The sequence below is a fragment of the Ruegeria sp. YS9 genome (assembly GCF_024628725.1).
Classification (GTDB): domain Bacteria; phylum Pseudomonadota; class Alphaproteobacteria; order Rhodobacterales; family Rhodobacteraceae; genus Ruegeria; species Ruegeria atlantica_C.
Window position 1 is genome coordinate 172,853 of record NZ_CP102409.1, and the last position, 23,893, is coordinate 196,745.

The 23,893-nt window shown below is 59.5% G+C and carries 23 protein-coding genes; 10 read left to right on the plus strand and 13 right to left on the minus strand.

Features of this window, described 5'->3' with window-relative positions; all coding sequences use genetic code 11:
- Positions 1–3 precede the first annotated feature (3 nt).
- Both argH and NOR97_RS00885 read left to right on the plus strand, forming a co-directional pair.
- Entirely contained in the window at positions 4–1,392 is a 1,389-nt protein-coding gene (gene argH, locus NOR97_RS00880; RefSeq protein ID WP_257599939.1) for an argininosuccinate lyase, read from the plus strand.
- Positions 1,374–1,589 carry a hypothetical protein gene (locus NOR97_RS00885; RefSeq protein WP_374041593.1) on the plus strand — a complete coding sequence of 72 codons (216 nt, stop codon included), beginning with the start codon at positions 1,374–1,376 and terminating at the stop codon, positions 1,587–1,589. Before argH ends, NOR97_RS00885 begins: the two co-directional genes overlap by 19 nt.
- Before the next feature lie 260 nt (positions 1,590–1,849).
- On the opposite strand, the gene NOR97_RS00890 is transcribed toward NOR97_RS00885, so the two are convergent.
- Both NOR97_RS00890 and NOR97_RS00895 read right to left on the minus strand, forming a co-directional pair.
- Positions 1,850–2,236 (minus strand): glycine zipper family protein, encoded by a 387-nt coding sequence (locus NOR97_RS00890; protein WP_257599940.1) that lies wholly within the window; start codon positions 2,234–2,236, stop codon positions 1,850–1,852.
- Between the two features lie 94 nt (positions 2,237–2,330).
- The gene (locus tag NOR97_RS00895) at positions 2,331–2,762 is read right to left on the minus strand and encodes a hypothetical protein (RefSeq protein ID WP_254440024.1); all 432 of its coding nucleotides are present in this window, start codon (positions 2,760–2,762) and stop codon (positions 2,331–2,333) included.
- 141 nt (positions 2,763–2,903) lie between these two features.
- Between NOR97_RS00895 and NOR97_RS00900 the strand changes: the two genes are divergently transcribed.
- The 3 genes from NOR97_RS00900 to NOR97_RS00910 all read left to right on the plus strand — a co-directional run bounded on the left by NOR97_RS00900 (position 2,904) and on the right by NOR97_RS00910 (position 7,435).
- Positions 2,904–3,491, plus strand: a complete 588-nt coding sequence (locus tag NOR97_RS00900; RefSeq protein ID WP_170346342.1) for a TetR/AcrR family transcriptional regulator — start codon at positions 2,904–2,906, stop codon at positions 3,489–3,491.
- A 97-nt stretch (positions 3,492–3,588) separates the two neighbouring features.
- Positions 3,589–4,854: a diaminopimelate decarboxylase gene (gene lysA / locus NOR97_RS00905; RefSeq protein ID WP_257599941.1), complete on the plus strand. Its 1,266-nt coding sequence runs from the start codon at positions 3,589–3,591 to the stop codon at positions 4,852–4,854.
- Positions 4,855–4,951: 97 nt separating this feature from the next.
- Positions 4,952–7,435: a TIGR02302 family protein gene (locus tag NOR97_RS00910; protein WP_257600817.1), complete on the plus strand. Its 2,484-nt coding sequence runs from the start codon at positions 4,952–4,954 to the stop codon at positions 7,433–7,435.
- Positions 7,436–7,438: 3 nt separating this feature from the next.
- Here the strand turns inward: NOR97_RS00910 and NOR97_RS00915 are convergent, their stop codons facing one another.
- Complete coding sequence (locus NOR97_RS00915; RefSeq protein ID WP_257599942.1) at positions 7,439–8,188, minus strand: zinc-ribbon domain-containing protein; 750 nt, start codon at positions 8,186–8,188, stop codon at positions 7,439–7,441.
- Between the two features lie 182 nt (positions 8,189–8,370).
- Here NOR97_RS00915 and NOR97_RS00920 point away from each other — a divergent pair, with 182 nt between their 5' ends.
- The 4 genes from NOR97_RS00920 to NOR97_RS00935 are packed head-to-tail and all read left to right on the plus strand — an operon-like array spanning position 8,371 to position 11,276.
- On the plus strand, positions 8,371–9,048 hold the full coding sequence (locus NOR97_RS00920) for a cell division ATP-binding protein FtsE (RefSeq protein ID WP_257599943.1): 678 nt from the start codon (positions 8,371–8,373) through the stop codon (positions 9,046–9,048).
- A complete protein-coding gene (locus NOR97_RS00925) occupies positions 9,045–9,944 on the plus strand; it encodes an ABC transporter permease (RefSeq protein ID WP_170346346.1) in 900 nt (299 codons plus the stop codon). The genes NOR97_RS00920 and NOR97_RS00925 overlap by 4 nt, the downstream gene beginning before the upstream one ends.
- The gene (locus tag NOR97_RS00930) at positions 9,944–10,687 is read left to right on the plus strand and encodes a 1-acyl-sn-glycerol-3-phosphate acyltransferase (RefSeq protein ID WP_257599944.1); all 744 of its coding nucleotides are present in this window, start codon (positions 9,944–9,946) and stop codon (positions 10,685–10,687) included. Before NOR97_RS00925 ends, NOR97_RS00930 begins: the two co-directional genes overlap by 1 nt.
- The gene (locus NOR97_RS00935) at positions 10,671–11,276 is read left to right on the plus strand and encodes a pyridoxamine 5'-phosphate oxidase family protein (RefSeq protein ID WP_257599945.1); all 606 of its coding nucleotides are present in this window, start codon (positions 10,671–10,673) and stop codon (positions 11,274–11,276) included. The genes NOR97_RS00930 and NOR97_RS00935 overlap by 17 nt, the downstream gene beginning before the upstream one ends.
- A gap of 20 nt (positions 11,277–11,296) precedes the next feature.
- Here the strand turns inward: NOR97_RS00935 and NOR97_RS00940 are convergent, their stop codons facing one another.
- Entirely contained in the window at positions 11,297–11,890 is a 594-nt protein-coding gene (locus tag NOR97_RS00940) for an NAD(P)H-dependent oxidoreductase (protein ID WP_170346349.1), read from the minus strand.
- A gap of 103 nt (positions 11,891–11,993) precedes the next feature.
- On the opposite strand from NOR97_RS00940, the gene NOR97_RS00945 reads away from it, so the two are divergent.
- Entirely contained in the window at positions 11,994–12,572 is a 579-nt protein-coding gene (locus NOR97_RS00945) for a TetR/AcrR family transcriptional regulator (RefSeq protein WP_257599946.1), read from the plus strand.
- A 177-nt stretch (positions 12,573–12,749) separates the two neighbouring features.
- Here NOR97_RS00945 and lpdA read toward each other — a convergent pair whose 3' ends face one another.
- The 9 genes from lpdA to sucC all read right to left on the minus strand — a co-directional run bounded on the left by lpdA (position 12,750) and on the right by sucC (position 23,815).
- Positions 12,750–14,138, minus strand: coding sequence for a dihydrolipoyl dehydrogenase (gene lpdA, locus NOR97_RS00950; protein WP_170346351.1), 1,389 nt, complete (start codon positions 14,136–14,138; stop codon positions 12,750–12,752).
- Between the two features lie 72 nt (positions 14,139–14,210).
- Positions 14,211–14,480 carry a hypothetical protein gene (locus tag NOR97_RS00955; protein ID WP_152456823.1) on the minus strand — a complete coding sequence of 90 codons (270 nt, stop codon included), beginning with the start codon at positions 14,478–14,480 and terminating at the stop codon, positions 14,211–14,213.
- 2 nt (positions 14,481–14,482) lie between these two features.
- Complete coding sequence (gene odhB, locus NOR97_RS00960; RefSeq protein WP_257599947.1) at positions 14,483–16,003, minus strand: 2-oxoglutarate dehydrogenase complex dihydrolipoyllysine-residue succinyltransferase; 1,521 nt, start codon at positions 16,001–16,003, stop codon at positions 14,483–14,485.
- Between the two features lie 3 nt (positions 16,004–16,006).
- Complete coding sequence (locus NOR97_RS00965) at positions 16,007–18,964, minus strand: 2-oxoglutarate dehydrogenase E1 component (protein WP_257599948.1); 2,958 nt, start codon at positions 18,962–18,964, stop codon at positions 16,007–16,009.
- Positions 18,961–19,503: a DUF805 domain-containing protein gene (locus NOR97_RS00970; RefSeq protein WP_257599949.1), complete on the minus strand. Its 543-nt coding sequence runs from the start codon at positions 19,501–19,503 to the stop codon at positions 18,961–18,963. Before NOR97_RS00970 ends, NOR97_RS00965 begins: the two co-directional genes overlap by 4 nt.
- The gene (locus NOR97_RS00975; RefSeq protein WP_257599950.1) at positions 19,500–20,153 is read right to left on the minus strand and encodes a hypothetical protein; all 654 of its coding nucleotides are present in this window, start codon (positions 20,151–20,153) and stop codon (positions 19,500–19,502) included. The genes NOR97_RS00970 and NOR97_RS00975 overlap by 4 nt, the downstream gene beginning before the upstream one ends.
- 36 nt (positions 20,154–20,189) lie before the next feature.
- Complete coding sequence (sucD, locus tag NOR97_RS00980; RefSeq protein ID WP_170346357.1) at positions 20,190–21,071, minus strand: succinate--CoA ligase subunit alpha; 882 nt, start codon at positions 21,069–21,071, stop codon at positions 20,190–20,192.
- Positions 21,072–21,084: 13 nt separating this feature from the next.
- Positions 21,085–21,912: a glycosyltransferase family 25 protein gene (locus tag NOR97_RS00985; protein WP_257599951.1), complete on the minus strand. Its 828-nt coding sequence runs from the start codon at positions 21,910–21,912 to the stop codon at positions 21,085–21,087.
- Between the two features lie 709 nt (positions 21,913–22,621).
- Positions 22,622–23,815 carry an ADP-forming succinate--CoA ligase subunit beta gene (gene sucC, locus NOR97_RS00990; RefSeq protein WP_257599952.1) on the minus strand — a complete coding sequence of 398 codons (1,194 nt, stop codon included), beginning with the start codon at positions 23,813–23,815 and terminating at the stop codon, positions 22,622–22,624.
- Positions 23,816–23,893: the final 78 nt, after the last annotated feature.

The window sequence follows — 23,893 nt, forward strand, 5'->3', positions numbered from 1 at the left end:
TACATGACCGATCAATCCTCGAACCAGATGTGGGGCGGCCGCTTTGCCGCCGGTCCAGACGCGATCATGGAGGCGATCAACGCCTCGATCGGGTTCGATCAGCGGATGGCAGCCCAGGACATCGCAGGCTCGCGCGCCCATGCGGCCATGCTGGCTGCCACAGGCGTCATAAGTGATAGTGACGCCGAAGCCATTCGGGAAGGGCTGCTCACCGTTTTGTCAGAAATCCAGAACGGAGAGTTCCAGTTTTCGACTGCGCTGGAAGACATCCACATGAATGTCGAGGCACGCCTGAAAGAGATCATCGGCGAGCCCGCAGGCCGTTTGCACACAGGGCGTTCGCGCAATGATCAGGTTGCAACGGATTTCAAGCTGTGGGTCCGCGATCAGCTGGACGCGGCTGAATCCGGCCTGTTGGCCCTGATCCGCGCGCTTTTGGCGCAGGCCGAGGCCGGGGCCGATTGGGTCATGCCGGGCTTTACCCACCTGCAAACGGCGCAGCCGGTGACATGGGGCCATCACATGATGGCCTATGTCGAGATGTTCGGCCGTGATCTGTCCCGCGTTCGTGACGCCCGCGCCCGGATGAACGAATCCCCACTGGGTGCGGCGGCGCTGGCTGGCACGTCCTTTCCGATCGACCGTCATATGACGGCCCAGGCGCTGGGCTTTGACCGGCCCGCTGCCAACTCGCTGGACGCCGTCAGCGACCGGGATTTCGCGCTGGAGTTCCTGTCGACCGCCTCGATCTGCGCCGTCCACCTGTCGCGCTTTGCCGAAGAACTGGTGATCTGGTCCTCGGCGCAGTTCCGCTTTGTTACACTGTCAGATCGGTTCTCGACCGGCTCGTCGATCATGCCGCAGAAGAAAAACCCCGACGCGGCCGAGCTGATCCGCGCCAAGGTGGGCCGGATCTTTGGCGCCAACACTGCGCTGATGATGGTGATGAAGGGCCTGCCGCTGGCCTATTCCAAGGACATGCAGGAAGACAAGGAACAGGTCTTTGATGCCGCCGACAACTGGATGCTGGCGCTGGCGGCGATGGAAGGCATGGTCAAGGACATGACCGCCAACCGCGACAGCCTGGCCGCTGCCGCCGGCTCGGGTTTCTCGACTGCAACCGATCTTGCCGACTGGCTGGTGCGCGTGCTGGGCCTGCCATTCCGCGATGCGCATCATGTTACCGGATCGCTGGTGGCCATGGCCGAGAAGAAGGGCTGCGACCTGCCGGATCTGACGCTGGATGACATGCGGGCGGTCCATCCCGAGATCACAAATGACGTCTACTCTGTCCTTGGTGTCGAAAACTCTGTAAACTCACGCCAGTCCTATGGTGGCACGGCCCCGGATCAGGTGCGTGCTCAGGTTGAACGATGGAAGGCAATGTTGTGATGACCGTGCTGCGAGCGATCCTGATTGCAGGGTCCGGCCTTATGCTTGCCGGATGCGGAGCCGACGGCGAGCCCGTACAGCCCGCGCCCGCTCAGCCAACTGTCAGTGCGACCATTGGGGTCGGCTCAAGCGGAGCGTATGTTGGCGGTGGTGTGGGTCTGAGCCGTGGGCCGCTGGGAATTTACCTGGGTTTCTAAGCCACTTTCATATTGCGCATCGGTTTTGTTTCTACCAACGTGAATTGGCATGCCGATGCGCATGTCATCCAAAGAAAAGATACTGAAATGAGAACACTAGGACTGTTTCTGGTATTTGCGGCTTTGACGGCTTGCGAACCCACATCGGCAAGACGCCCGGAACCTGTGGAAGATCCCGCGCGCTCAGGTTCTGGAGTATCCATTTCCGGTTACGCGCGGGCAGGGGTTTCGAAGACCTTTTAATCGATCGGCTGATGATCTCAGCCAACCACCGGGTGCCCGCGCTGCTGTAGGCACTCGATCAGGATATCGCGGCGTGTATTGCGCATATCTGCCGCACCTGCGACCGCACCCGCCGCTGATCCGACCGCCGCTCCGGCCAACGCGCCCTCGGCGTTGCTGACCGAGTCGTCCGCGATCCCGGCCAGTGCGCCAATTCCGGCACCGATAAGGGCCTGGGACCGGGTTTCCGGGTTCCACAGGTTCTGGGATTTGGCCACGGCGCGGCATTGTTCCAGATCCGCAGCAAAGGCCGGACCCGGTTCGGCCGACAGAACGGGCTGATGTTGCGCCCCGGTGCCGCTGCACGCGGCCGTGATCAGGGCCAACGGTAAGGCCATCAATGTGAAACGTTCCTTGAAAAGCATGGGTTTTCCTTCTTCCTGAGGTTTTGAATAGGGTCTCGGGTCTCATCCGAATCGGTATGGCTGCGGTTTCGGTTCGGGTGTGAGCAGGGTCGGTTCAGATGTGTCCAAGGCTGCGATGGACCAGCGCAAGGACATAAAGGGCGAGGACGAAATCCAGGATTTCGACCAACCCCAGCATCAGCGGGATCGGGTCGGGCGATGTCGGAAAGACATGACCGAGGTCCAGAAGGACCACGAAGACGTACCCCCAGGCCGCCACGATGGCGCCCCAGCCTGCGGCAACCGAGCCGCGCAGCATGGCCACCGCCGATCCTACGGCCAGCAGGGCAAGTGCGATCAGAAAGGCGTTGAAGCCCCAGAACACTCCTCCGCCCAACCCCGAGAAATCCCGGGTCTCGATCGGCCCGCCGGGGACAAGCGTGACAAAGCTGGCGACCAGAACAAGCAGAAGTCTGGCGGCGGTTGCAGTGTGGCGGGGCGTCGACAGCGATGTAGGTTCGGGGTTGGATCGTGACGGGTGTGCCATGGCGAAATCCTTTTAATGACTGGCGGGTCATAAATGGATGCGGTTTTAATGACCGTCAAGTCATTAAAAGAATGAATTTGCGTGACGCGGCGTCCAATCTGCTTCAAGAAAGGGCGAACCGGACGAAAACCAGGGGCCGATATGCCAAAGATCGTCGATCGCGAGGAAATGCAGGGGCGCATTCTGGATGCGGCCATGGCCTGTTTTCTGGACCAGGGTTATCACGCCACCAAGATGCAGGACGTGGCCCGCCAGTCTGGGCTGGCCAAGGGTACGCTGTACCTTTACTTCCAAAGCAAAGAGGTTTTGCTGTTGGCGCTGTTGCAGCGTTATTTCGACGACATCCGTGCGCGTATCCGCATGATCCCTTCCCCGCAGACGCTGGACCAGTTCATGATGGGGCTGCGCCTGACCATGCCCGCAGACCGGTTGGCCGCCACGCGTCTGTTCTTCGACGTTCTGGGGCCCGGATTTCAGGACCCGCGCGCGGCCGAGATCATCGGCGGTTTCTTTGCATGGCTTGCCGACCACTACGCAGCGCAGTTCGAGCCCCTGATCGAATCAGAAGAAATTCGCGACGACCTCAGCGCCCAATCTGCTGCCCAGGCGGTTACGGCAATGCTGGATGGGCTGGTGATCCACCTAGCGATCTTCGGTGTCGATAAAGACGTGTTCGAGACCCGGAGGGATGCTGCGCTGTCGCTGCTGGAGGTCGGCCTGCGGGGATGAATTGTAGCGCCCGCGGTGCCAGCCGCCAGCCCCCGTTTGTTTGACGCACGGCAAATCCCGTTGATCCGCTGGTCCTTTTTGGTCTAAGCGCGCAGGTATGGATCATTTTCTCTACCGCGACGGCGCGCTTTTCGCCGAGGATGTCCCTGTCTCCGAAATCGCTGCTGCGGTCGGAACGCCGTTCTATGTCTATTCCACCGCAACCTTGCTGCGGCATTTCCAGCTGTTCGACGATGCGCTTGACGGCACGGACCACCTTGTGTGCTACGCGATGAAAGCGGCCAGCAATCAGGCGATCCTGAAGACTCTGGCACAGGCGGGCGCGGGGATGGACGTGGTCTCGGGCGGGGAATACCTGCGCGCCAAGGCGGCGGGCGTTCCGGGCGAAAAGATCGTGTTCTCTGGCGTGGGCAAAACGGCGGATGAGATTCGTACCGCGCTGACCGGAGGCATCCGTCAGTTCAACGTCGAATCCGAGCCCGAGATGGAAGTGATCAACGCCGTTGCACTGGAATTGGGTGTGGTTGCTCCGATCACGGTCCGGGTGAATCCGGATGTGGATGCCAAGACCCATGCCAAGATTGCGACCGGCAAGTCCGAGAACAAATTTGGAATACCGATTTCCCGCGCGTCAGAGGTCTATGCCCACGCCGCCAGCCTGCCAGGTTTGGAAGTGATCGGTATCGACGTCCATATCGGCTCGCAGCTGACCGAACTGGAGCCGTTCGAGCTGGCCTATACGAAAGTGGCCGAACTGACTGAACAGTTGCGGGCTGAAGGCCACAACATCCGCCGTCTTGATCTGGGCGGTGGATTGGGCATCCCCTATACCCGCTCGAATGACGCGCCGCCGCTGCCGGTGGAGTATGGCGCGTTGATCAAGAAAACACTGGGCCATCTGGGCTGTGAGATCGAAATCGAACCGGGCCGCCTGATCGCAGGCAATGCGGGGCTGATGGTCAGCAAGGTGATCTATGTGAAGTCGGGCGAAGGCCGCGATTTCCTGATTGTCGACGGGGCCATGAATGACCTGATCCGCCCGGCAATGTACGAAGCGCATCATGATATCGTCGCGGTGCAGGAACCGGTGGCCGGCGTGGAACAGCAGGCCTATGACATCGTCGGCCCGGTTTGCGAATCCGGTGACACATTTGCCAAGCAGCGCAACATGCCGCCGCTGAAATCGGGAGACCTGATCGCCTTCCGCAGCGCGGGTGCCTATGGCGCGGTGATGGCCAGCGAGTACAATACCCGCCCGCTGATCCCCGAGGTTCTGGTCAATGGTGATCAATTTGCAGTCATTCGTGAACGACCAAGCTTTGACGAAATCATAAACCGCGATACCATACCTTCATGGCTTTGACGCGATGACCGCGCGGGCCTAACCCCGGAGGCCCGCTTTGTCCGACCGTTCAAACCTGCCTATTCCGCGCCTGTCCGTGTGGCTGACCCATGTCGGCATGGTGGCAGAACAGGTGTTGCGCGCGTTCTGGCCGGCGTTCTCGATCGTACTTGTTCTGCTTGCGGCGTTGATGCTGGGGCTTCAAGATATTGTTTCCGTGGAAATTGTCTGGGCAGTTGGCGCGCTGTCCCTGGGGTTGTTTTTGACGGCTGCGGTGCTTGGCCTGAGGGTTCTCAAGTTGCCTTCGCGCGCCGACGTTTTGGTGCGGCTGGATGAGACCTTGCCGGGACGCCCAATTCAGGCCTTGATGGATGATCAGGCCATCGGTGCGGCCGATCGGGATTCCGTGGCGCTATGGCAAGCCCACAAAGCCCGGATGGCGCAACGGGTCGCAACGGCCGAGGCCGTGAAGCCAGATCTTCGGCTGGCATCGCGAGATCCTTATGCGCTGCGCTACGCGGCATTGCTGGCTTTTGTCGTAGCGCTGGTTTTCGGCTCTTTGTGGCGCGTGGGGTCGGTGGCGGACATGGCCCCGGGCACTGCCGCCGCCGGGCAGGGGCCAACGTGGGAAGGATGGGTCGAACCCCCGCGCTATACGGGCCTTCCAACGCTGTATCTAGCGGATCAAACGGATGCAGAGCTTTCCGTTCCCAAGGGCAGCCGCGTTACCTTGCGGCTTTATGGTGAGGTTGGTGCACATAGCCTGACGGAAAACAGCTCGGCCCTGGGCGCCGAAGCTGCGACCGACCCCGAGCAGGAGTTCGTGGCAGAACGCTCTGGCCAGTTGCGCATCGACGGGCCCACGGGGCGCGAATGGGCCGTTGAGATCATTGACGACACGGCACCACAGATAGCCGTGGCCGGATCGGCCGAGGCCGAGGCGGGCGGGCAGATGAAACTGCCATTCGTCGCAGGAGATGACTATGGCGTCGTTTCAGGCTCAGCCCGGATCGAACTGGATCTGGCTGCCGTTGACCGCCGCTATGGCCTTGCGGCAGAGCCCGAACCACGCGAAGCGATCGAGATTGAACTACCGATGCCGATCACGGGCGACCGGGCGGATTTTGCCGAAGATCTGATCGAGGACTTCTCGCAACACGCCTGGGCACACTTGCCGGTCCGGATCACTTTGATGGCAGCGGATGCGGCGGATCAGCAATCTTCCTCCGAACCTTATGTGACCGACCTTCCGGCCCGTCGGTTCTTTGATCCGCTTGCCGCGGCGGTGATCGAACAACGGCGCGATCTGCTCTGGTCGCGGTCCAATGCGCCTCGGATCGCGCAAATGCTGCGGGCTGTGTCTCATCTGCCGGAGGACCTGTTTCGTTCGGACACTGCCTATTTGCGTCTGAGGGTCGTGCTGCGGCGGCTTGAGACCTTTGATCAATACGGGCTGAAACCTGAACAGCAGGCAGAGATCGCCCAGGCCCTCTGGGATCTTGCGGTGTTGATCGAAGACGGCACGCTGGCGGATGCGCTGGAACGGATGCGCCGCGCGCAGGAACGTCTGACCGAAGCGATGCAGAACGGGGCCAGCGACGAAGAAATCGCGGAATTGATGCAGGAATTGCGTGACGCGACGCAGGATTACCTCCAGCAGTTGCAGCGGCTGGCGCAGCCAAACGGCGAAGATGGCGAGCGGCAGCAGGGCCAGAACGGCGAGTCCCTGCAAATGACGCAGGATGATCTGCAACGCATGATGGACCGCATTCAGGAACTCATGGAACAGGGCCGCATGGCCGAAGCCCAGCAGGCGCTGGAAGAGTTCCAGCAGATGATGGAAAACATGCGTGTGACTCAGGGCCAGGGTCAGGGCCAGCAGTCCGAAGGTCAGCAGGCCATGGAAGGTCTTGCGGAAACTCTGCGCGAACAACAAGGTCTGAGCGATCAAGCCTTCCGGGATTTGCAGGAACAGTTCAACCCGGGCGCTCAATCCGGTGAAAGCCAGGGCAATGAGGGGCGCAATGGCGGGCAAGGCCGGGGGCAAAGCCACGAAGGCCAGGGCGGTCAGGGGGAAGGCTCGGATCAGGCTGGCGAAGGCCAGCAGGGTCAAGGCTCACTTGCGGATCGGCAGCAGGCGCTGAGAGATGAGCTGAACCGTCAGCAACAGGGGTTGCCCGGTGCCGGCACGCCCGAAGGCGACGCCGCGCGCGAGGCGCTTGATCGGGCCGGGCGTGCCATGGACGAGGCGGAACAGGCCCTGCGTGGGGATGATCTGGCCGAAGCCATCGACCGGCAATCCGAGGCCATGGAAGCCCTGCGCGAAGGGATGCGTTCGCTGGGTGAGGCGATGGCGCAGAACCAGCAGAACCAGCCGGGTCAGGGAACGCAGGATGGCGACATGCAAGCCAACAACCGCGATCCGCTGGGCCGAAACCCGGGTGCCGCCGGTTCGATTTCAACGGATGAGAACCTGCTGCAAGGCGAAGACGTGTACCGCCGGGCGCGGGAACTGCTGGATGAAATCCGACGCAGAACCGGGGAATCGGACCGCCCCCAGATCGAGCTGGAATACCTGAAGCGTTTGTTGGAGCGGTTCTAGACCTCAGTTCTGGGCACCGGATCCAGCCTGTGCCTCAAGCCAGATACGCGCCTGATCCACAAGCGACACATATGAGCTCAGCAACGGGTCGGCCTGAGGGACTGCGTCGCTGATCTGTTGGGCATTTCCATAGATCAGATACAGAACCACGCCGATAATCAGCATCAACGCAAAGCCGCGGAGGAATCCGCCCGATTTGCGGGGTGGTTGCGGGGCCTCTTCCGACTCATCTGATCGCATGGTCGAATTGATGGCTTCGACATCCGGCAGCGCGTCTTTCTGCCCGGCATCGACAGCGGTTTCCGAAGCCGAAGGCCGCTTGGGGCGCACCTTGGGTTCTGGGGGTTCTGGCGGCGTATCCAGCCCCAGATCGGGCTGGCTTTCGAGGCTGCTGCCTTCCTGCGCCCGCAATTCCGCTTCGCGGGCAGCTTCTTCTTTCAGAATGCTGGCAACGGAAGGATCGACACTCCCGGTGGTCGCGGCGGGTTCATCAACTTCTGGCTTGTCTTCGGATACCGCTTCTTCAACAGGTTCCGGTTCAGCGTCCTGCGGAGCGTTAACCACGTCGGGCGATGCGTCATCCTTTTCGGGGGTTTCCGCTTTTTCGTCCGGTGCGCCTGCGGCTTCGGCAGGGTGCTTCGCTTGAAACCAGGTCTGATCGCAGTTGGAACACTGTACATCGCGGCCTTCCTCGGGGATGACCTCGTCAGGAACCTCGTACTGCGCACTGCAATTCGGACATGTTAGACGCATGCTGCCTCCTCGGCCGGGCGAAGGGCCGATAATAGTTTTTTCAGGAATGATATTCGGTTAAGACCCAACAGCAAAGAGCGTTTTCGGTTTCGCGGGTCAAGTGTCACCAATTGGACTCGGTAGAGCCATTGAAACCATCACCATGCTCGGGCAAGAAGAGCGGCAAAATAACGGGGGCACGTGTGATCGAGCTGGAAAATGTCAGCTACACCTACGGTGGCGGCGAATTGCTGAGTGACGTCTCGGTACAATTGCAGCCGGGTACGTTTCACTTTCTGACCGGGCCTTCCGGGGCGGGCAAGACCACGTTGCTCAAGCTGTGCTATGGTGCCCTGCTTCCGAGCTCAGGGCGGTTGAGCGTGTTTGACCAGGACATTTCAGCCCTTGATCGCGACCAGCTGGCGGTGCTGCGCCGCCGCGTGGGTGTGGTGCATCAGGATTGTCAGTTCCTAGACCATATGACGCTTGCCGAAAACGTTGCGTTGCCGCTGATGGTGTCCGGGCGTTCGGAAACATCCGAGCAGGAAAACCTGACCGAGCTGCTCAGCTGGGTGGGTCTTGGCTCCAGGCTCGAAGCGCTCCCGCCTGAACTGTCCGGCGGCGAACGCCAAAGGGCCGCTCTGGCGCGTGCCGTCATATTGTCGCCTGACGTGGTTTTGGCGGATGAGCCGACGGGCAATGTTGACTGGGAGATGTCGCAACGGCTGCTGCGTCTTCTGATCGAACTGAACAGGATGGGCAAAACCGTCCTGATCGCCACCCATGACCTGAGCCTGATTCGCGCGGCCAAAAGCCAGGTGCAGGCGCGTGTCTTGCGTATTTCGCAGCGCAAGCTGCAACTGGCGGGGGCGGATTTATGATCAGTCCTGACCTCAGAAATCTGTTGCGCGGCGACAAACGGGCAGACCGGGTTGTTCCTCCAACGGGATACACGGCGCACCTGACCCTTTTTGTCGCGGGTGCGATGGCGTTTCTTGCAGTGTTCGCCTTGGCCCTGTCTCTGGCGTCGGGGCGCATTGCGGATCGTTGGGCATCGGAACTGGCCGGAGCCGCAACCCTGCGCATCAACGCGCCCGCGGAACAGCGCGCGGCCCAGACCGAGGCTGCGTTGACGGTTCTTAGTCAAACGCCCGGCGTGGCCTCGGCCCGTGCTTTGACGCAGGAAGAGCAGGCGGCGTTGCTTGCCCCGTGGTTCGGGCCGGACTTGCCGCTGGATACGCTGCCCGTGCCGCAGCTTATCGAAATCATTGAAACCGAACCGGGCATCGATGTGGCCGGGTTGCGTTTGCGATTGGGGGCCGAGGTGCCGGGCGCCGTGCTGGATGATCATACGCGGTGGCGGGAACCTCTGGTCGATGCGGCGATGTCCCTGCGTCGACTGGGGTGGGTTTCAATCCTGCTGATCGGCGGTGCGACCGCTGCCATGATTACCCTTGCCGCCAATGCGTCACTTGCCGCAAATGCCCAGATCATCGAAGTGCTGCGCCTGGTCGGCGCACGCGACGGGTTCATAGCGGGCGCATTCGTAAGGCGGTTTACTTATCGCGCATTTTTTGGGGCCTCGGTCGGTACATTGCTGGGAATGACCGGTGTTCTGATGCTGCCCGAAGCCTCGGATGCGGGTGGGTTTCTGGCGGGCGTCGGCTTTCAGGGCAAAGACTGGGTGTTGCCGGTACTTATCCCGATCCTTGGTGCCATGGTCGCGTTTTTTGCCACCTGGGCTGCGGCCCGACGCAAATTGAAGGAGCTTTCCTGATGTTGATGGCTGTTCAATGGGTTCGGTCGTTGATCTTCATGATCGTGATCTACGCCTGGATGCTGATCCTTGGCATTGTCTTTCTGCCCTACGCGTTGTTTTCCAAGGCTGGCGCCCTGAAGGCGTGCAAGACCTACGCGCGCAGTACCATGTGGCTGGCGCGTTGGATGGTTGGCATTCGGTGCGAAGTGCGGGGTAGGGTCCCAACGAACGAAGTGGTCATAGCCGCAAAACACCAGTCTTTTCTTGATATCATCATAATTTTTGATGCCATTCCGCATGGCAAGTTCATTATGAAGCGCGAGCTTTTGTTTACTCCCGTCATTGGAATGTATGCGCGGCGACTTGGCTGTATTCCGGTCAATCGCGGCAAGCGCGGTGCTGCCGTGACCAAGATGGTCAAGGATGTGTCGAAAGAGTTTTCGGAACCCGGGCAGCTTGTGATTTACCCGCAAGGGACACGTGTGGCGCCCGGTGCGAAGAAACCTTACAAGGTTGGAACAGCCGTTCTTTACGAAGGGCTCGGCTTTCCCTGCGTTCCGGTCGCCACGAATGCCGGCGTCTTCTGGCCTCGAACGGGTGTCATGCGCAAACCGGGCCTTGCGATCGTGGAATTCCTCGACCCAATCGAGCCGGGTGTTGGCCGGGACGACTTCCTTGCCCGGCTGGAAGATGTGATAGAAACACGTTCCAACGAGTTGATGCGGGAAGTGGGGTTTGATCCGGATGGAGCACATTCGTGACATTGAAACGCTTGAAGCGTTGTATGGTCGGCCCGGCGCGCCGTCCTTGCGAAAGGTCGTTCATCAGCTGACGCCTCTCTATCGCAAGTGGATCCTCGCATCGCGCCTCTGTGTGCTCAGCACGGTTGGCCCAGAAGGTGTGGATGGCAGCCCGCGGGGCGATGATGGCCCGGTCGTGAAAGAGCTGGATGCGAATACGCTGGCTCTGCCGGACTGGCGCGGCAACAACCGTCTGGACAGTCTGCGCAATATCGTGCGCGACCCACGTGTTTCGCTGATGTTCTTCGTCCCGGGGTCCAACAACGTCGTTCGGGTGAACGGGTTGGGGCGGGTAACGGCGGATGAGACCCTGCGGCATCAATTCGAGAAGGCCGGCAAACGCCCGGCGACCGTGATCGTGATTGAAATTGCTGAGATATACAGCCAATGCGCTCGTGCTCTGATCCGGGCGCGTATCTGGTCCAGCGGTGATGGAAGCGGCAATCTTCCCACGATAGGACAGCTTCTGTCCGAGGCATCAGACGGTGCGGAAGGCGGCGCGCAATATGACGAGGAATGGCCTGCGCGCGCCGCAAAAACGATGTGGTAGATGTAGGTGCCAGCTGTGGTTCAAACCGCAGCGGCTCCGATCCTTGATACTTTTTCCAACCAGCGATCGACGCTGCCGGGCTTGGGATAGCTTGCACCGGAAAAATAGGTGAACCGCGTTGGCTTGAAGCCGACGAACCCAAGGATCTGGTCCCGTACCTGACGGATAAGCGCCTGCCTGTATATCAGGCGCATGAACCATCCCGGCGTGTCTGACGTCAGGATGACACGCGCGGTGCGCCCTGTCAGCATGGGCGCCGGAAATCCGATCTTGGTGGTGTTCCGTGTGTCAAACGTTCGCCCCGGAATGAACATTCGGTCGATCAGTCCTTTGAGTTTTGCTGGAAGGCCGCCCCACCACATCGGGGTGGTCAGGACCAGATGGTCGCTCCACTCAAAGTCTTGCAACACTTGCTCCAGAACCGGCTCAAGCGGTTTGAAGTCGTGATAATTGCCCTGACCGAAATCAAAATCGAATTGCAGATCGCTCAGATGAACCAACCGTACATCGTGCCCGTTTTTGCGGGCCGCGTCTCTGTACGTTTCGGCAAATGTGCGTGACAGGCTGCTTTCTGCGGGGTGTCCGTCAAGGATGAGAATCTTTTTCGGTTGCATCGGGTATCTCCTGAAAAATGACCGTGGTCAGTTTATAGAATCAAAAAATGACCACGGTCAATAAAAAATTTGACCACGGTCAGAAATTATGCGATTGAGCCATATGCAAAAGACGATTCAGAAACGTACGATCAAGACCCGCGCCAAGCTTCTTGCGGCCGCTGAAGAGGTCATCCGCAATGGCGGATATGAAGCGTTACGGGTGGAAGAGGTCGTGAAGGCCGCAGGGGTCGCGAAGGGCACCTTTTTTGCGCATTTCCACGACAAGGATGCGCTGATGGAAATTCTGATCGCGGACAAGCTGAATGCGTGTCTGGATCAGGCCGAGGCCGGAGCACCACCCGATACTGTTGCAGAAATCGTCGCGTCGCTGGACCCGGTTCACAGTTTCATGACGTCCGAGCGATATGTATTCGATCTGTTGATCAGGTATTCCGGTGCAACAGCTGTCTCCGAAATAGGACCGGTGGCCTATTGTTTTGAGCGATATTTCCGCGTCGTGATGCTGTGGCTCGAAGATGCAGAGGTGCGCAAGGACGTGCCGCCCGAATTGTTGGCCGAAGGTGTGCAGGCCTTTGCCATACAAGCCATGTCATTAAGATTCTGCGCGTTGCATTCAGCGACGACATTTACCGACAGGTTGGAGACCTATCTGAATGCCTGGTTGACCCCGACAGGCTGATCGTCGCCGGGGTCAAGGTTGTCAGCTGTGGATCGGGCCGTCGCCGCAAGCCAGTGCCGCTTCACGCACGGCCTCGAAATAGGTCGGGTGCGCGCGGCAGGGTTTGACGTGGTTCGGCGCAGCCGATGAAAGGTCCGGTGGACCTTTCACGCGTCAAACGGGCGGAGCCCGACCTGCCTAGCTGTGGATCGGGCCGTCGCCGCAAGCCAGTGCCGCTTCACGCACGGCCTCGGAATAGGTCGGGTGCGCGTGGCAGGTCAGGGCCAGATCCTCGGCGGATGCGCCGAATTCCATCGCCACGCAGACCTCGTGGATCAGGTCACCTGCGCCGGGGCCGATGATGTGGCAGCCCAGGATACGGTCGGTTTCCTTGTCTGCCAGAATCTTGACGAAACCGTCAGAAGCAAAGTTGGCTTTGGCGCGGCCGTTGCCCATGAACATGAACTTGCCGACCTTGTAGGCACGGCCTTGTTCTTTGAGCGTCGCCTCGGTTTCACCGACATTGGCGACCTCCGGCCACGTATAGATCACACCCGGTATAACACCATAGTTTACATGGCCATGCTTGCCCGCAACCTGTTCCGCAGCGGCCATGCCTTCATCTTCGGCCTTGTGCGCCAGCATCGGGCCTTCGATCACGTCGCCGATGGCGTAGATGCCCGGTACGTTGGTCTGCCAGTCCGCACCCACCTTGATCTGGCCGCGCGGGGTCATCTCGACGCCCAGAGCGTCCAGCCCCAGACCATCGGAATAAGGTTTGCGCCCGGTGGCCACCAGCACGGTATCGGCGTCGATCACATGCTCGCTGTCGTCCTTGAGCAGCTTGTAGGTCACCTTGGCCTTGGTCTTGGTTGCTTCGGTTTTCTGCACCGCCGCACCCATGATGAAACTCAGCCCCTGTTTCTTGAGGATACGCTGGAAAGTCTTCTGAACTTCGGGGTCCATGCCCGGAGTGATTTCCTTGAGGAATTCGATCACCGTTACTTCGGCGCCTAGGCGGCTGTACACCGATCCCAGTTCCAGCCCGATCACACCCGCGCCGATCACCACCATTTTCTTAGGAATCTTGCCCAGAGACAGCGCGCCGGTTGAGGTCACAACGACTTTCTCATCCACTTCGACACCGGGCAGCGAGGACGGTTCGGAGCCTGACGCAATGATGATGTTCTTGGTTTCATGGATTTCATCGCCAACCTGAACCTTGCCGGCCGCAGGAATCGAGCCCCAGCCTTTCAGCCAGTCGATCTTGTTCTTCTTGAACAGAAACTCGATGCCCTTGGTGTTGCCCTCGATTACCTCATCTTTGTAAGCCTGCATCTGTTTCCAATCGACCGAAGGCGATTTGCCCTTCAGGCCCATCTTGGCAAAGTTGTGTTCGGCTTCATGAAGCTGATGGCTGGCATGCAGCAACGCTTTCGAGGGGATGCAGCCCACGTTCAGACAAGTGCCGCCCAGCGTTTCGCGCCCTTCGACCACAGCGGTTTTCAAACCCAGTTGAGCGCAGCGGATCGCGCAGACATAGCCGCCGGGTCCGGCGCCGATTACGATGACGTCATAGTTTGCCATTACATTCTCCTAATCCGACCGGACGATCCGGCGCTTTCCCGACCCGATCTGGCGGGTCGGGAATATCTATTGTCAAACGGGTTCCAGCAGCTTGATCGAGATATGGGCAATGCCGCCTCGTTCATGGTGCATCGCCAGTTCTTCGGAACCGAAAAATGCCTTGGCCTTGTCCAGGTTGATCACCTCGAACATCGCGATCGCATGGTCCTTCTGATCGGGATCGCGCCAGACATGCAGGTCGCGGATGCCCGCGGCCTTGCGCATCGGCTTGTCCTCGCGGAACACTTTCAGCCAGGCGTCGAAATCGGCAACATCGGCCTGCCAGAGTACATGTGTCGCCATGGTTACAGATCCATCAGCAGGCGGCGCGGATCTTCCAGCGCCTCTTTCACACGTACCAGGAAGGTCACCGCGCCTTTGCCGTCAACGATCCGGTGGTCATAGGACAGCGCCAGATACATCATCGGGCGGATCTTGATCTCGCCATTGATGACCATCGGCCGTTCCTGGATCTTGTGCATGCCCAGAATGCCCGACTGCGGGGGGTTCAGGATCGGCGACGACATCAGCGAGCCGTAAACACCACCGTTCGAGATTGTGAAGGTGCCACCCTGCATTTCGGCCATGGACAGCTTGCCATCGCGGGCGCGCTTGCCCTTTTCGGCGATGGCTTTTTCGATGGCTGCAAAGGACATGCTGTCCGCGTCGCGAATGACCGGTACGACCAGACCCTGCGGCGTGCCGGCCGCAACGCCCATGTGAACGAAGTTCTTGTAGACGATGTCGGTGCCATCGATCTCGGCATTGACCTCGGGCACTTCTTTCAGGGCATGGCAGCAGGCCTTGGTGAAGAAGGACATGAAGCCCAGACGCACGCCGTGCTTCTTCTCGAACTGGTCTTTGTACTGATTGCGCAGGGCCATGACCTCGGTCATGTCCACCTCGTTATAGGTGGTCAGGATCGCGGCGGTGTTCTGCGCATCTTTCAGGCGCTTGGCGATGGTCTGACGCAGACGGGTCATCCGTACGCGTTCTTCGCGGGCCGCATCTTCGGCAGCAACCGGTGCGCGCGGAGCCTGTGCAGCAGGTGCGGGCGCAGCCGCCGCAGGTGCCGGAGCCGAAGCAGCCGCAACCGCCTTGGCAACATCTTCTTTCATGATGCGACCATCGCGACCGGTGCCGGTGACCTGATCGGCCGACAGCCCGGCTTCGGCCATCGCCTTTTCGGCAGACGGCGCATTTGCAACATCCTTGCCGGTGCTTGTCGCAGCAGGAGCCGCCGCCGCCGCCGCAGGAGCGGGCGCAGGAGCTGCGCCAGCGGCCGCGCCAGAGATGACTGCCAGCTTTGCGGTTGCATCCACGGTTGCACCTTCCGGTGCGACGATTTCCGCCAGAACACCCGCAGCCGGGGCCGGTACTTCGACCGAGACTTTGTCGGTTTCCAGCTCACACAACATCTCGTCCTGCGCGACGCTGTCGCCGACTTGCTTGAACCAGGTTGAAACAGTCGCCTCAGTCACGGATTCGCCTAGCGTGGGCACCATCACGTCAACCGACCCGCCCGATGCGGCAGGTGCGGCCTCGGGGGCTGCTGCCGCTGTTGCCGGGGCAGGCGCGTCTGCACCTTCGCCGGCAGCAATCGTCGCCAGCAGAGCATCGACACCAACCGTTTCACCTTCGGCGGCCACAATCTCACCCATCACGCCGGCAGAGGGAGAGGGCACTTCGACCGTGACCTTGTCAGTCTCCAGCTCACACAGCATCTCATCCACGGCGACCGCATCACCGGGTTTTTTGAACCATGTTGCAACAGTGGCTTCGGTGACCGATTCGCCAAGCGTGGGAACACGAACTTCAATCGTCATCGCTTATTTTCCTTCGAGGCTCAGCGCTTCGTTAACCAGCGCTTCTTGTTGGGCTTTGTGTTGGCTGGCCAGGCCCGTTGCGGGCGAGGCCGAGGTTGCGCGACCGACATAAGCCGGACGGGTATGTTTCGCGCCGATCCGGGAAAGAACCCATTCGATATTGGGCTCGATAAAGGTCCATGCGCCTTGGTTCTTGGGCTCTTCCTGACACCAGACCATTTCGGCATTCTTGAACCGTTCAAGCTCGTTGATCAGAGAATGCGCCGGGAAAGGATAGAACTGTTCGATCCGCATCAGGTAAATGTCGTCGATGCCGCGTGCATCGCGTTCCTCCAGCAGGTCGAAATAGACTTTGCCGGAACACATCACCACGCGTTTGATCTTGTCATCCGCCACCAGCTTGGTGTCGGAATTGCCCTTCTGTGCATCATCCCACAGTACCCGGTGGAAGCTGGAGCCGGTGGTGAAATCCTCGGCGGTGCTGACCGCCAGCTTGTGGCGCAGCAGTGATTTGGGCGTCACCAGGATCAGCGGCTTGCGGAATGTCCGGTGCAGTTGGCGGCGCAGGATGTGGAAATAGTTCGCTGGCGTGGTGCAGTTCGCCACGATCCAGTTGTCCTGGCCGCACATTTGCAGGAACCGCTCCAGCCTTGCCGACGAATGCTCGGGGCCTTGCCCCTCGAACCCGTGCGGCAGCAGACAGACCAGGCCGGACATCCGCAGCCATTTCGATTCACCCGAACTGATGAATTGGTCGAACATGATCTGCGCGCCGTTGGCGAAGTCCCCGAACTGGGCTTCCCAAAGAACAAGCGCATTTGGTTCGGCCAGCGAGTATCCGTACTCGAACCCGAGCACAGCATATTCGGACAACATCGAGTCAATCACTTCGTACTGCGACTGACCTGCGCGAATGTTGTTCAGCGGGTAGTACCGTTCTTCGGTTTCCTGATGAATGAACCCCGAATGGCGCTGGCTGAAGGTGCCGCGCGTGGCGTCCTGACCTGCCAGGCGTACCGGGTACCCTTCTGTCAGCAGGGATCCGAAAGCCAGCGCCTCACCAGTGGCCCAGTCAAAGCCTTTACCGGTTTCAAACATCTGTTTCTTGTGCTCAAGCAGACGACCAACCGTCTTGTGCATGGCAAATCCGCTTGGTGCGCGGGTAAGGGCATCGCCGATTTCGGCCATGGTTTCGGGCGTGATCGCCGTCTCGCCGCGCATGTATTCGTCTTTGTTCTTGTCAAGATGCGACCAGCGCCCATCCAGCCAATCGGCCTTGTTGGGTTTATAGTCCTTACCGGCCTCGAATTCGTCGTTCAGATGGGCCTGGAAGGCCGCTTTCATATCCTCGATCTCACCTTCGGGGATCAGGCCATCCTTGACCAGGCGTTCCGTGTACAGAGACAGCGTGGTCTTATGCGTCTTGATCTTCTTGTACATGATCGGGTTGGTGAACATGGGCTCGTCGCCCTCGTTGTGACCAAACCGGCGATAGCAGAAGATATCCAGAACCACGTCCTTGTGGAATTTCTGGCGGAACTCGGTCGCCACCTTGGCTGCATGAACAACCGCCTCGGGGTCATCCCCGTTCACGTGGAAGATCGGCGCCTCGACCATCAGCGCGATATCCGTTGGGTACGGGCTGGAGCGTGAGAAATGCGGCGCGGTGGTAAAGCCGATCTGGTTGTTCACCACGATATGCATTGTCCCGCCGGTGCGATGCCCGCGCAGACCGCTCAGGCCAAAACCTTCGGCCACGACGCCCTGTCCGGCAAAGGCCGCATCCCCGTGCAACAGAATGGCCATGACCTTGGTGCGGTCCGTGTCGCCCAACTGATCCTGCTTGGCGCGGACCTTGCCCAGAACCACAGGGTTCACCGCCTCAAGATGCGACGGGTTCGCAGTCAGCGACAGGTGCACGCTGTTGCCATCAAACTCGCGGTCGCTGGAAGCACCCAGATGGTATTTCACGTCGCCCGAACCATCCACGTCTTCGGGTTTGAAACTGCCGCCCTGGAATTCATTGAAAATGGCGCGGTACGGTTTGCCCATCACGTTGGCCAGAATGTTCAAACGGCCCCGGTGCGGCATGCCGATGACGATGTCGCTCAGGCCCAGCGCGCCGCCGCGCTTGATGATCTGCTCCATCGCCGGAATAAGCGCCTCACCGCCATCGAGACCAAAGCGCTTGGTGCCCATGTACTTGACGTGCAGGAATTTCTCAAAGCCTTCGGCCTCGACCATCTTGTTCAGGATGGCTTTGCGGCCTTCCTTGGTGAACTGGATTTCCTTGCCATAGCCCTCAATGCGCTCTTTCAGCCATGCGGCCTCTTCCGGGTTCGAGATATGCATGTATTGCAGCGCGAAGGTGCCGCAATAGGTCCGCTTCACGATCTCGACGATCTGCCGCATCGAGGCAACCTGAAGCCCCAGAACGTTGTCGATGAAGATCGGGCGATCCATGTCGGCGTCGGTGAAGCCGTAGGTCTTGGGGTCGAGCTCTGGGTGATTGGTTGCCGCGCGCATGCCCAGCGGATCCAGATCGGCGGCCAGATGACCCCGGATGCGGTAGGCCCGGATCAGCATCAGGGCGCGCAGGCTGTCCAACACCGCGCGCTTGATTTGGTCATCGCTGACTTCGACGCCTTTGTCGGCGGCCTTTTCCTTGATCTTCTTGCCTGCGGCCTTGGCGTCAATCTCGGCCCACTCACCGGTCAGCGCACCGGTCAGATCATCGGCCGGCATCGGAGGCCAGTCCGTGCGCGCCCACGAAGGCCCTTCGGCCTCACGCTGCACATCCGGCGCGGCGTCGCCCATGGCCTTGAAGAACTCGACCCAGGCAGCGTCTACTGCACCGGGGTTCTTGGTGTATTGGGCATAAAGTTGTTCCAGGTATTCGGCATTATGCCCCTGCATGAAGCTTGAGGCATGAAAGGCAGAGTTGGGCGAGTGTTCGGTCATTGGGCTACCTCTGTTGGGTTGGGACCGTATTGATTGGTGCCTGGCTGGCTGGGGCGGGTCAGCCACCACAGCACCAGGAGGGGCGACACCACCAGAACGATAAGTGTCGGGATGACGATCAGCAATGTTGCGCGGGTAAACAAAATGTCCAGAGTGCCACCATGCTGGAAATGAGAGGCGAGGCCGATGCCGAAGATCAGAACCGCAAAGGCCCCAAGGATCAGCAGGATCGGCAGCAAAGCATAAAGCCCGCTGCGCCCGGTATCATGCATCCGTCGCCACGCGACAGCCAGATGCGGGAAGAAAACGATCAGGCCGACGATGCTCTGCACCGGTTGCGAAGAAGTGGCGGTGATGGATTTGGACGTATCCGTCTCAGTCACAGTGACCTGAGTGAAGAACTGCCAGTCAATGATCCCGGCGATGATGTTCCAGATCACGATGAACAGAAAGAAGAACCAGTATTCGGTCCGCGAGGCACGGCCTGAGAAGGTGAAGAACTTGGCGAAACAGGTGCGGATGGCGTCGGAGAAGGTCATCGTGACTTCTCCGGTCGCTTTGTGGTTACAGTTGTGAAAACTGACGATACATCAAATTCTGGGTCTGAGGCAGATTGCATTCGATGTATGTTCAGGATCGCGCCGTTCATGCTTCTTTTGAACGTATCATTTTCGGAGAACTGTGACCGAAGATGAAGAACTGGCGGAAGGGATTTGGGTTCGCGGTCCGAGTCCGCTAGTAACTTCTCAAAAGTAGTTGGAGAGTCTTCTTCTTTGAGCGCCAAAACACAGTTGGTTTGCTCGAAATCTCCATTCTTGTAGCTATCGACTCGCAAAACGCTACCGGTTTGGTCACGAACAAACCATCTGTCCTTCTTTTCGGAACCATCAACTATCTTCAAGTTGCGCGCACCTGTCGCATTGGTGAGAGCTAACTCCCAAGTGCTTGCGATGCGCGTGTCTGAGTAGTCGCCAGTGCCAAAGTGATTTGGTAAATAGGTGGCTGCGTAAGACCGGATTGCCCTGTCATCAAGATTTGCAGGCACCTTGGGCGTCCACCCAACTTGAATAAGCGCATCTGTCAGTATGGCCAGATCGGTTGCTGACTGGCATGCGCTGATGGCTTCTGAGGCGATGTCAGTGTTGCTAGCGATAGCAGAGACGGGTGCGGCTGCCACAATGGCAGCCACTAGACCATACAGAAATTTACCGCCCCGGCTCACAGCTTACCCAATCGCTTCCAGCACGGCCTCACCCAGCTGCGCCGGGCTTTCGGCCACGACGATACCGGCCGCGCGCATGGCTTCGATCTTGTCTTCCGCACCGCCCTTGCCACCGGCGACAATCGCGCCTGCGTGACCCATGCGGCGGCCCGGAGGGGCTGTGCGGCCTGCGATGAAACCGGCGGTCGGCTTCTTGCGGCCCTTCTTGGCTTCATCCGCCAGGAATTGCGCGGCTTCTTCTTCGGCCGAGCCGCCGATCTCACCGATCATGATGATCGACTCGGTCTCGTCATCCGCCAGGAACCATTCCAGAACGTCGATATGCTCGGTACCTTTGATCGGGTCACCGCCGATGCCCACGCAGGTAGACTGGCCCAGACCAACATCGGTGGTCTGCTTGACGGCCTCGTAGGTCAGGGTGCCCGAGCGGGACACAACGCCGACCGAACCGCGCTTGTGGATGTGGCCGGGCATGATCCCGATCTTGCAGGCGTCGGGCGTGATGACACCGGGGCAGTTCGGGCCGATCAGACGCGACTTGCTGCCTTCCAGCGCGCGCTTCACCTTCATCATGTCCAGAACAGGGATGCCTTCTGTGATGCAGACGATCACTTCCATCTCGGCATCAATCGCTTCGAGGATCGAGTCAGCCGCAAAAGGCGGCGGCACATAGATCACCGAAGCATTGGCTTCGGTCACATGCTTGGCTTCGTGGACCGAGTTGAACACGGGCAGGCCCAGATGCTCCATCCCGCCTTTGCCGGGGGTGACGCCGCCGACCATCTTGGTGCCATAGGCAATGGCCTGTTCGCTGTGGAATGTACCCTGCGAGCCGGTAAAGCCCTGACAGATCACTTTGGTGTTTTCGTCGATGAGGACTGCCATTTTGTCCCTTTCTCTAGGCGGTGTTGGATTGATTGGGTTCGGTCGCCGGCAGAACCTGCGGCGCATAGGTAATTTTCTCGAGCGTGGCGCGTCCCAGCGCCAGATTGGCCGTCGTGCGCAGGCCGCTGCTGATTTCAGCGACGCCGCGCCTGACTTTTTGCCGAATCAGGGGCCAGCCTGTTGGCCGCGCGCGCGGTGCACCCATATTGTATTCGCCGGGCGCTTCGTTGCCCTGTTCGACCATGGCCGGGATCACCTGATAGATGTTGATCTGACGCGCCGCCGGCGAGGCGGACGGGTTGAACAACAAACCATCCAGCGTGATGTCAAAGGGTTTCTGCGCCAGAAAGTGCCGGGCCGCTTCGCGTGTCAGCGCATAAGCTGCACCACCGGGATGGCGCGAGCGCATCAGGCGCAATTCCCGCCCCAGATGGGGCAGCCGCTTGCGCCCAAGGGCCACGTAAAGCTTCGTGCTGCGCCAGCGTTCGAACCGCACGATGTCGGCATCCTCTGGCCACCATGATGCATCATTCAACCAGTCTGCCAATTCCGGTGTCAGAAACACATCATCCTCAAGGATCAAGGCCTGTTCCGCCCCCGAGGCGATCAGCGCCTCCCACGCTTTGGCATGGCTGAGGGTGCAGGCCATGTCCTTGGTGTGGAAATAGCCCCAAGGTCCTTCCGCCCGGCAGTCGCGCAGGAAATCCTCACGGGTGGCGGCATCGCAATCAACAGCGTTGACGCGCGTCGCTGACAGGCCTGCTTTGTGCAGCTCCTGCTCCATCAAACGCGCACGCCCTGTGGCGCGTTCTAGGCCTATGAGGAAGATGGGGATGGTCATGGGTTACGTTCAGTTTCCAGAAAGATCAGACAGTCCACACCGAGTGCAATCCGTTATGCGAGCCGGTAAAACCCTGACAGATCACTTTAGTGTTTTCGTCGATGAGGACTGCCATTTGGCGTTCTCCTTTATTGGATTTCTGTGGGCAGCGCCTATCCGTCGAAAATCAGCGACGGGACTCTTCCCTGTGGAACTGGTTGAGAAATCAGAAACACGTTGCTTGTCGTGCTTCCCATGTCTTTTGCGTCGTGTGTAAGAAGGCTGCCGTTTGGAAGCTGGATAGCGTATTCGAACCTTTCGGATGGAAACTCTTTTTCAGTTCCAGAACCTACCGATGAGCGAGCTGCATTCAGAATAGCATCTCCAACGACTGACGAGGGCTCAGAACTAACTGCTCTAACACCGCAGACTTCAACGTCAGATGCACCTGGTAGATTCTGAAGCCCGACAAAAACCTTGCTGTTCGGCACTACGTATACAGTATGAATATTGCCTAGGTTCTCTGATGGTTTCAGTGATGCGGCGCGAGCGTTAGTCTGAAAGCGATCGAAGCCGGGCAAACTCTCAAGGCATGTGCTTGAGAATGCTTTGGCTGCTTGTTGCGCAACGCTTCCTCCAGAAGAAAGCCTTGAAGGGCTTTCAACACATGCAGAAAGCAAAGCGCTCGCGGCCAATAATCCCGGCAATAGGCTTATACGACGGGCTGTGTTCACCCCTTAACCGCCTTCACGATCTTCTCGGCACCGTCTTTCAGGTTGTCCGCAGCGATCACGTCCAGGCCAGAGGTGTTGATGATCTCTTTGCCCTTTTCGACATTGGTGCCTTCCAGACGCACGACCAGCGGAACTTGCAGGCCGACCTCTTTCACCGCGGCCACAACGCCCTCGGCGATGACGTCACAGCGCATGATGCCGCCGAAGATGTTGACCAGAATGCCTTTGACCTGCGGGTCCGAGGTGATGATCTTGAACGCCTCGGTCACTTTCTCTTTGGTGGCACCGCCGCCCACGTCGAGGAAGTTGGCAGGCTCAGCCCCATAAAGCTTGATGATATCCATGGTGGCCATCGCCAGACCGGCACCGTTGACCATACAGCCGATCTCACCATCCAGCGCGATATAGTTCAGGTCGTATTTCGAGGCTTCCAGTTCCTTGGGGTCTTCCTCGGTCGTGTCGCGCAGTTCGGCGATATCCGGGTGGCGGTAGACCGCGTTGCCGTCAAAGCCGACCTTGGCGTCCAGCACCTTGAGGTCGCCGCTGTCCGAGACGATCAGCGGGTTGATCTCCAGCATCTCCATGTCCTTCTCGACGAAGGCTTGATAGAGCTGACCCATCAGTTTGACGCATTGCTTGACCTGCGCGCCTTCCAGACCAAGCGAGAAGGCGATGCGGCGGCCGTGATAGGGCATGTAACCGGTGGCCGGGTCGACCGAGAAGGACAGGATTTTCTCGGGCGTCGCGGCGGCCACTTCTTCGATGTCCATGCCGCCCTCGGTCGAACAGACGAAGGAAATGCGGCTGGTCTGGCGATCCACCAGCAGGGCCAGGTACAGTTCACGCTCGATGCCCGAGCCTGCTTCGATATAGATGCGGTTGACCTGCTTGCCGGCCGGGCCGGTCTGATGCGTGACCAGTGTACGACCCAGCATCTTTTTGGCTTCTTCGGCCGCTTCTTCAACCGATTTGGTCAGACGAACGCCGCCTTTTTCACCGGCATCGGCCTCTTTGAACGAACCCTTGCCGCGACCACCCGCGTGGATCTGTGCTTTGACAACCCAAAGCGGGCCGTCCAGCTCACCTGCTGCGGTTTTGGCTTCTTCGGCGCGCAACACGGCGCGACCATCGGACACCGGTGCGCCATAGCTGCGAAGGAGGGCTTTGGCCTGATATTCGTGAATGTTCATCGAAACTGTCCCGTCTGACTGCGTTTAATCGTTATAGGGGTGTCTAGCGGGCAAGTTTAAAGGGTTTTTTGATGCTCG

Coding starts and splice junctions, on each gene's coding strand:
- argH (WP_257599939.1), top strand. CDS start 4: ATGACCGATCAATCCTCGAACCAGATGTGGGGCGGCCGCTTTGCCGCC.
- NOR97_RS00885 (WP_374041593.1), top strand. CDS start 1,374: ATGGAAGGCAATGTTGTGATGACCGTGCTGCGAGCGATCCTGATTGCA.
- NOR97_RS00890 (WP_257599940.1), bottom strand. CDS start 2,236: ATGCTTTTCAAGGAACGTTTCACATTGATGGCCTTACCGTTGGCCCTG.
- NOR97_RS00895 (WP_254440024.1), bottom strand. CDS start 2,762: ATGGCACACCCGTCACGATCCAACCCCGAACCTACATCGCTGTCGACG.
- NOR97_RS00900 (WP_170346342.1), top strand. CDS start 2,904: ATGCCAAAGATCGTCGATCGCGAGGAAATGCAGGGGCGCATTCTGGAT.
- lysA (WP_257599941.1), top strand. CDS start 3,589: ATGGATCATTTTCTCTACCGCGACGGCGCGCTTTTCGCCGAGGATGTC.
- NOR97_RS00910 (WP_257600817.1), top strand. CDS start 4,952: ATGGTGGCAGAACAGGTGTTGCGCGCGTTCTGGCCGGCGTTCTCGATC.
- NOR97_RS00915 (WP_257599942.1), bottom strand. CDS start 8,188: ATGCGTCTAACATGTCCGAATTGCAGTGCGCAGTACGAGGTTCCTGAC.
- NOR97_RS00925 (WP_170346346.1), top strand. CDS start 9,045: ATGATCAGTCCTGACCTCAGAAATCTGTTGCGCGGCGACAAACGGGCA.
- NOR97_RS00930 (WP_257599944.1), top strand. CDS start 9,944: ATGTTGATGGCTGTTCAATGGGTTCGGTCGTTGATCTTCATGATCGTG.
- NOR97_RS00935 (WP_257599945.1), top strand. CDS start 10,671: ATGGAGCACATTCGTGACATTGAAACGCTTGAAGCGTTGTATGGTCGG.
- NOR97_RS00940 (WP_170346349.1), bottom strand. CDS start 11,890: ATGCAACCGAAAAAGATTCTCATCCTTGACGGACACCCCGCAGAAAGC.
- NOR97_RS00945 (WP_257599946.1), top strand. CDS start 11,994: ATGCAAAAGACGATTCAGAAACGTACGATCAAGACCCGCGCCAAGCTT.
- lpdA (WP_170346351.1), bottom strand. CDS start 14,138: ATGGCAAACTATGACGTCATCGTAATCGGCGCCGGACCCGGCGGCTAT.
- NOR97_RS00955 (WP_152456823.1), bottom strand. CDS start 14,480: ATGGCGACACATGTACTCTGGCAGGCCGATGTTGCCGATTTCGACGCC.
- odhB (WP_257599947.1), bottom strand. CDS start 16,003: ATGACGATTGAAGTTCGTGTTCCCACGCTTGGCGAATCGGTCACCGAA.
- NOR97_RS00965 (WP_257599948.1), bottom strand. CDS start 18,964: ATGACCGAACACTCGCCCAACTCTGCCTTTCATGCCTCAAGCTTCATG.
- NOR97_RS00970 (WP_257599949.1), bottom strand. CDS start 19,503: ATGACCTTCTCCGACGCCATCCGCACCTGTTTCGCCAAGTTCTTCACC.
- sucD (WP_170346357.1), bottom strand. CDS start 21,071: ATGGCAGTCCTCATCGACGAAAACACCAAAGTGATCTGTCAGGGCTTT.
- NOR97_RS00985 (WP_257599951.1), bottom strand. CDS start 21,912: ATGACCATCCCCATCTTCCTCATAGGCCTAGAACGCGCCACAGGGCGT.
- sucC (WP_257599952.1), bottom strand. CDS start 23,815: ATGAACATTCACGAATATCAGGCCAAAGCCCTCCTTCGCAGCTATGGC.